4 protein-coding genes and 1 pseudogene are annotated in these 6,164 nt (G+C 74.5%); 1 reads left to right on the forward strand and 4 read right to left on the reverse strand.

All coding sequences use genetic code 11. The annotated features are described in order from the left end of the window. Positions 1-399 (forward strand): annotated as a pseudogene (locus tag ACMA1D_RS03880) (hypothetical protein); the annotation flags it as partial. Between the two features lie 117 nt (positions 400-516). Here ACMA1D_RS03880 and ACMA1D_RS03885 read toward each other — a convergent pair. From ACMA1D_RS03885 to ACMA1D_RS03900, 4 genes are all read right to left on the reverse strand, one after another. Further along, complete coding sequence (locus ACMA1D_RS03885) at positions 517-2,703, reverse strand: MMPL family transporter (RefSeq protein ID WP_414722426.1); 2,187 nt, start codon at positions 2,701-2,703, stop codon at positions 517-519. Between the two features lie 207 nt (positions 2,704-2,910). Then, a complete protein-coding gene (locus ACMA1D_RS03890) occupies positions 2,911-3,492 on the reverse strand; it encodes a GNAT family N-acetyltransferase (RefSeq protein WP_414722427.1) in 582 nt (193 codons plus the stop codon). A 162-nt stretch (positions 3,493-3,654) separates the two neighbouring features. After that, on the reverse strand, positions 3,655-4,341 hold the full coding sequence (locus tag ACMA1D_RS03895; RefSeq protein ID WP_414722428.1) for a hypothetical protein: 687 nt from the start codon (positions 4,339-4,341) through the stop codon (positions 3,655-3,657). Between the two features lie 289 nt (positions 4,342-4,630). Next, the gene (locus ACMA1D_RS03900) at positions 4,631-5,758 is read right to left on the reverse strand and encodes a MerR family transcriptional regulator (protein WP_414722429.1); all 1,128 of its coding nucleotides are present in this window, start codon (positions 5,756-5,758) and stop codon (positions 4,631-4,633) included. Positions 5,759-6,164: the final 406 nt, after the last annotated feature.

Genomic DNA, 6,164 nt, shown 5'->3' on the forward strand with positions numbered 1-6,164 from the left:
GCCGGCCCCGCGCACCGGCCCGCCTCCGTCCCGGTTGCGGCGGGGACCCCGTCCCGCGCGCCGGACGCCGCGAAAGCCACGGAAGCCGGGGGCCCGGCGGCAGGCGCGGCCCGGCCCGCGGAGGCCGCGGCGGCGGAGGACCGGCTGACCAGGGTCCCGGTGGCGGTCGTCGACCCGGCCTCGGGCACGGGCCCGACCGCCGGTGCCGGCCCCGCCTCGGGCGCGGCCCCGACAGCCGCGGCTCCCGCCGCCGGCACCGCCCCGGCCTCGGGCACCGCCCCCACCCTCCGGCCCGGCCCGGCCGACGCCGACCGCGACTCAGCCCCGGATCCGGACCCAGCCCAGGACCCGGAAGCCGACGCGGACGACCAGCCGACCCCGGCCGACACGCCCCGCTGACCCGCGGCCCCGCCCCGTACCCGCCCGCTGCACCCGTCGTAACCGCCCCAGCCGCGCCGCACCGCCGCACCGCCCGAGCCGTCCCCCGCCGTACGTGACTGGGGCCGGGCCCCGCGTTCAAGAGCCGGGCGGGTCCTGTGGCCGGGGCGCAGGTGGGTCGGTGGGGGAGCGTGGGGCGGCGGTCGGGGCGGGTGTACGGGGCGGCGGTCGGCCGCGGTCGCCGTGGCCCGGCCACCACGCCGTGTGGCCGATGAGCGCCGTCAGGGCCGGCGTGAAGATCATGGCCATCACGAACGCGGCCACCACGATGCCGAACGACAGGGCGAACCCCATCTGCGACAGGGTGGCGTTGCCGGCGAGCATCAGGGTGGCGAAGGTGCCGGCGAGGATGACGCCGGCGGCGGCGATGGTCGGCCCCGAGTGGCGTACGGCGGTGCCCGCCGCGTCCCGCGGCTCGCGCCCCTCGCGGGCCTCCTCGCGGAGCCGGGAGACCATCAGGATGTTGTAGTCGGTGCCCAGTGCCACCACGAACAGGTACATGATCACCGGCAGCATGAACATCAGCCCCGGCTGGCTGCCGATCTGCTGGAAGAGCAGTGAGGTGGCGCCGAGCGTGGCACCGAAGCCGAGCGCGACCGACAGCAGCAGGTACCAGGGCGCGACCAGACTGCGCAGCAGCAGCCCCAAGATGATCATGATGCAGAGGGCGGCGACCGGGAAGACCACGGCGTAGTCGCGGTCCACGGCCTTGTTGATGTCCACGTACACCGCCGTGGTGCCGCCCACCAGGGCCCGGGTGCCGGCCGGGGCCGCCTCGTCTGCGGCCGGGCGCAGTCCGGTACGTACCGTGTCCAGCGCGTCGTCGGAGGCGGGCGGGTCGGTGAGCACCACCTCGTACGCCGCGGTGCGCCGGTCCTTGCTGAGGGTGGCCGGGTCGACCGAGCCGACGCCGTCGACCGCCCGCAGCCGTTCCCGGACCGCGGCCACGGCGGCGGGGTCCAGCGGCCGGCCGTCGGTGGCGTCGAGGTAGACCGAGCTCGGGTCGGTGGTGCCGGCCGGGAAGCCCCGTTCCATGTCGCGCTGGGCGACCATCGACTCCTTGGACTTGGGCAGCGAGGAGCCGGCGAGGTCGAAGTTGGCGCGGTAGCCGAGCGCGCCCACCGTGAGCGCCCCCATGAAGACCGCCGACGCCAGCGCCCACACCGCGGGCCGGCGGGCGAGGAGCGCACCGAAGCGGGCGAAGCCGGTGCCGGACGGTTCGGCCCGCCACGAGCGCGAGGGCCAGAAGACCCGCGTGCCTAGCAGCGACACCACCGCGGGCACCAGCGTGAGGCCGGCGAGGAGGGTCACGAAGACCGCGATGGCCAGGGCCGGGCCCATCGACTTCAACATGCCGAGCGTGGACAGGGCGAGCGCGGCGAACGCCACGATGACGGCGCCGGCGGCCGATGCGATGGCCTCGCCGACCCGCTCCACGGCGTGCACCATGCCGCTCTTGGCGTCCTCGCCGGCGCGTAGCGCCTCCCGGTAGCGGAAGAGCAGGAACAGGATGTAGTCGGTGCCGACGCCGAACAGCACCACCGTCAGCAGCTCCCGGATGGAACTGTCGGTCTTCATGTCGAAGAGCTCGTTGGCGCTGGCGATCAGGCCGGTGGCGAGCGGTGCGATGAGGCCGATGAGCACCACGGGGAGCAGCGCGATGATCGGGCTGCGGAAGATGACGAGCAGCAGGACGACGATGATCACGATGGTGCCGACGGCCACCAGCACCCCGGCCCGGTCGGCCGACTCGCGTTCGTCCAGGGCCTGCGCGGCCGACCCGGTGACGCCCGCCGTGAGGTCGGTGCCGCGCAGCGCGGACGGCAGTTCGTCGCGGATCTCCTGGACCGCGTCCTGCTGCGCGGTGTCCTCCGGGTTGTTCAGCTTGGGCATGGCCACGATCGCGGTCTGCACCTGCTTGTTGGGTGCTACCGGGGTGGCGCTGACGTCCTGCACCTCGGGGATCTTCTGCCGCGCCAACCGGTCGGCGACCTTGCGTACGTCGGCGGAGTCGGCCGCGGTCAGCCGGGCGCGGTCGGCGCGCTGGAAGACGATGATCGCGCCCACGTTCTGCTGCTGCGGGAACTGCTCCTCCTGGAGGTCCATCGCCTTGATCGACTCGTACCTGGAGGGCAGGAAGCTTGCCTCGTCGCTGGTGGAGGTGAGCTTGGGGGCGAGCGAGATGACCGCTGTACCGGCGATGATCCAGGTCACGATGACCCACCACGGCCGCCGTACCACCAGACGGCCCAGACCTGAGAACATCCCTGCCCTCCCGCTCGCCCCGAACGGATCGTCGCGTTCAGCAAGCATCCGTCCGCGCGCCCCTGACCGCATCTCGAACGGCCGTACGCGCGGCACGGCACGGTCCGGGCGTCCGGGCGGGTCCGGACGGCGCCGGTACGGCCCGGAGCGGCCCGGCGGAGGTCAGGCAGTGGTGAAGTCAGGGGCCGGGCGGGGTGGGGCGGTGGTTCAGATCGGGTCGTGGGTGTTGAGGATGCGTTGGAAGAGGACGTGGTCGCGCCAGGCGCCGTCGATGTGCAGGTAACGTTCGGCGGTGCCGATCCGCTCGAAGCCGCACTTGGCGAGGACGCGCTGGGAGCGCACGTTGTCCGGCAGCGTCCCGGCCTGCACCCGGTGCAGGGCCAGGCGATGGTCGGCCGCCGCGCACACGGCGCGCACCGCGGCGGTGGCCAGGCCGCGGCCGATCCGGTCGGCGGCGATCCAGTAGCCGAGCGAGGCGTTCTGGAAGGGGCCGCGCACGATGCCGGTCAGCGTCATCGAACCGGCGATCTCCGTCCCGTCCACCAGCAGCCAGCCGAACTCGCGCCCGGAGTGCCGTTCCAGGACCTGCTGTTGGAGCCGGACGAGTTGGCCCTCGGTGGTGAAGAAGTCGTCCGGGCGCTGCGGTTCCCACGGCCGCAGGTGCTCGCGGTTGCGCCGCAGGGCCGCGGCCAGCGCCGGGGCGTCGGCCGGTGCCGCGGGGCGGAGCAGCACGCCGTCGATGAGGGGCACGGCCTGGGTCAGCGAGGCCATGGCAGGGGTGGCAGGCATGCGCCAACGGTAGGGGAGGCGCGGGAGCGGGCGAGCGCGGGGTGCGGCGGCCGTGCGGCCGGCCCGGCGGGTGCGACGGGGAGTGGCCCGCACGGGCCGCGCCGCCGAGTGCCTGGCGTTGGCGGCGCGGTCCGTACGGGCTGTCGGCGCGGTTCCTTGAGGTCAGGCGGTGACGGTGAGCGCGGTCGCCGGGTCGGTGACGTCGGAGACGTCGTAGGCCGCGCTGAGCGTGGCCGAGGTGATGTCGGTCGGGCAGCCGGCGCCGCCCGTGATGGTCACCGGGACGCTGGACTCGGCGTAGGCGAGCTTGGCCGGGGCGCCGTTGGTCCAGGTGCCGCCGACGTTCGCCGCGCCGGAGGTGCCGGTGCAGGTGAGGGCGCCGGTCAGGGACATCACCAGACCGCCGCTCGGGGTCGACAGGTTGGCCGTGATCGGCGCACCGTGCTGGATCGAGATGCCCCAGGTGCCGGAGGTGGCGATGGAGACGTTCAGGCCCGGCACGTTGCTGGTGCAGGACTCGAAGGTGGGCGCGGAGATGGTGCCGGACACCGGGCCGCTGGCGTTGGTGTTGTTGGGCGCGGCCGGTATCTGGTTGGCGGTGCCGCTGCCGGTCGGCTGCGAGGTGGAGACGGCACAGGTCACGGTGAGCGGCCCGGCCTTGAGGACGACGTCGCCCGACTGCTTGGCGGCGAAGTAGTGGCCCGCCGGGGAGACGGTGGTGGAGCCGGCCGCCCGGGCCGACGACTCGGCGGTCGCGGTGCCGGCCAGCGAGAGCGCGATGGCGGCTGCCGCGGCGACGCCGGCGGCGGACGTGGTCAGAACGCGGGAGCGGTGCGTGCGGTTCGTCATGAGGGGCTCCTTCAGAGCAACCGCGCGGAACGGGGTCCGCGCACAACATGAACCGAGCTCATTACGCGATGTAACGGGCTTGAGCCTAAAGCTGCCAATGACCATTGACAAGATCAGCTCAGAGCGGTTTTCGGCCGGTCAGGCAGGTTTTGACGGAGCGTCAGATCTGTGGTCGGCGGCACGGCGGGTCGGCTAGGTGCGGCTATGACGTCGTTGTCGGAGCCGGTTGCGGGGCCGCAGTTGGCGTGATCATGCCGTGGGGTGGGTGTGGCGGTTGTTGCGGGTTGGTTCAGTCGGCGTCCGGCTCCGGGTCCGTCCCGCGGGGTGGCTCGGCCGGCGTGCTCGTGTCCGTCCCGTCGGCCGGGTCGGCGGCCGTTGCCTGGGCGGTGGTACGGGCCGGCCCCTTGCCGGTCGGGCCGGTGGGCGGCGCCTTGTGCTCGTGCGGCGTCGCGGCCGGGATCGGGGCTTGGGTTGCGGTCGGCGCGTGGTGGGCGCGTTCGGCCGCCACCTGGAGGCCCATCGCCCGCGCGAACTCGGCGCGTACCAACTCGCCGGCCAGCGGGCGCAGGGTGGCCATGGCGCTTGCCACGCGCCCGGCTGCCGGTACGCGCGGGTGGCGGCCCGGCGCGCCGTGGGTGGCGCTGTCGCGGGGGTCGGCGCCGGGGGTGGCGTCCGGTGCGTCGCCGGGGCCTGCGGTGGTGACGGCGCTGCCGGGGGCTCCGGTGCCGGTGCGGGCGCTCCCGTCCGCACCGTCGCCCCTGCCTCCGCCGTCGCCCTCGCTGCCGCGGTCGCCGCTGTCCGCAGTGTCGCTGCCGCCGTCGCCGTCGATGAGATGGGTGCGGACGGCGCTGGCCAGGTGTTCGGCCAGTTCCGTGGTGTGGTCGCGGACCAGGGCGCTCACCGTGAGGAGTGCGGCGAGGGGGACTCCGCTGCGTACCAACTCCTCTGTTCTGTCCAGGAGTTGGCGGCTGGGGTGGGTGATGGTCTCCCCGTCGACGGTGAGGTAGCCGAGCTCTGCGGCGCGGTGCAGGGTCTCGTCGGTGAGCTGGTCGCCGAAGCGTTCGCGCAGCTCCGCGCGGCAGGTGACCACCGGCGCGTCGGTGGGGCCGGCGCGCGCCGGCTGCTGTTCGGTGAAGTGCTCCTCGAAGCCCAGGAACTCCGCGACGCAACTGCCCCGGTCCGAAGCGGCGAACAGCTCGGCGATCCCCTTGACCGTGTAGCCGCGCGCCAACAGGTCGCTGATCAGCCGCAGCCGGGCGAGGTGCGCCTCGGAGTAGAGCGCCACCCGGCCCACGTAGCGCGGCGGTGGCAGCAGCCCGCGGCCCTGGTAGTAGCGCAGGTTGCGCACCTTGACCCCCGCCGCGCGGCCCAATTCCGCGACGCGGTACTCCCGGCCGTCCCCCGATGCCTGGTTCACGCGAGCGAGTGTAGGGTCCCGACGTCACCGCCATGTGTCCTGGCGAAGACGGGACCCGGACGTGGCAGCAACCCGCCCGCAACGGAGCCGAATTGGCCGTGGCCGGACGCGTCCGGTGCCGAACCCTCCGCCGGCCCGCCCCGCTTCCCCCGCCGCCCCGCCCCGCCCCGCCTCGTCCCGTTCCCGCTGTCCCGCCCCGTTCCCCCGCCGCACTACCTCGCCCCCTCCCGCCCTGCCCCGTTCCGCCCCGTTCCTGCCGTGTCCGTGCCGTCCGGCCGTGGCCGGCACGTCGGCGCAGCCCTCCGGCGGGGCCCGCGCGCCCTCGTGGGGCCTCGCGGCCATGGGCGTACGGGCTCGGGCCGCGCCTGCGGGCCCGTGACCCGGCGCAGGTGGGGGGGGGGGGGGG

The organism is Streptomyces sp. 796.1 (assembly GCF_047525675.1).
Taxonomy (GTDB): Bacteria; Actinomycetota; Actinomycetes; order Streptomycetales; family Streptomycetaceae; genus Streptomyces.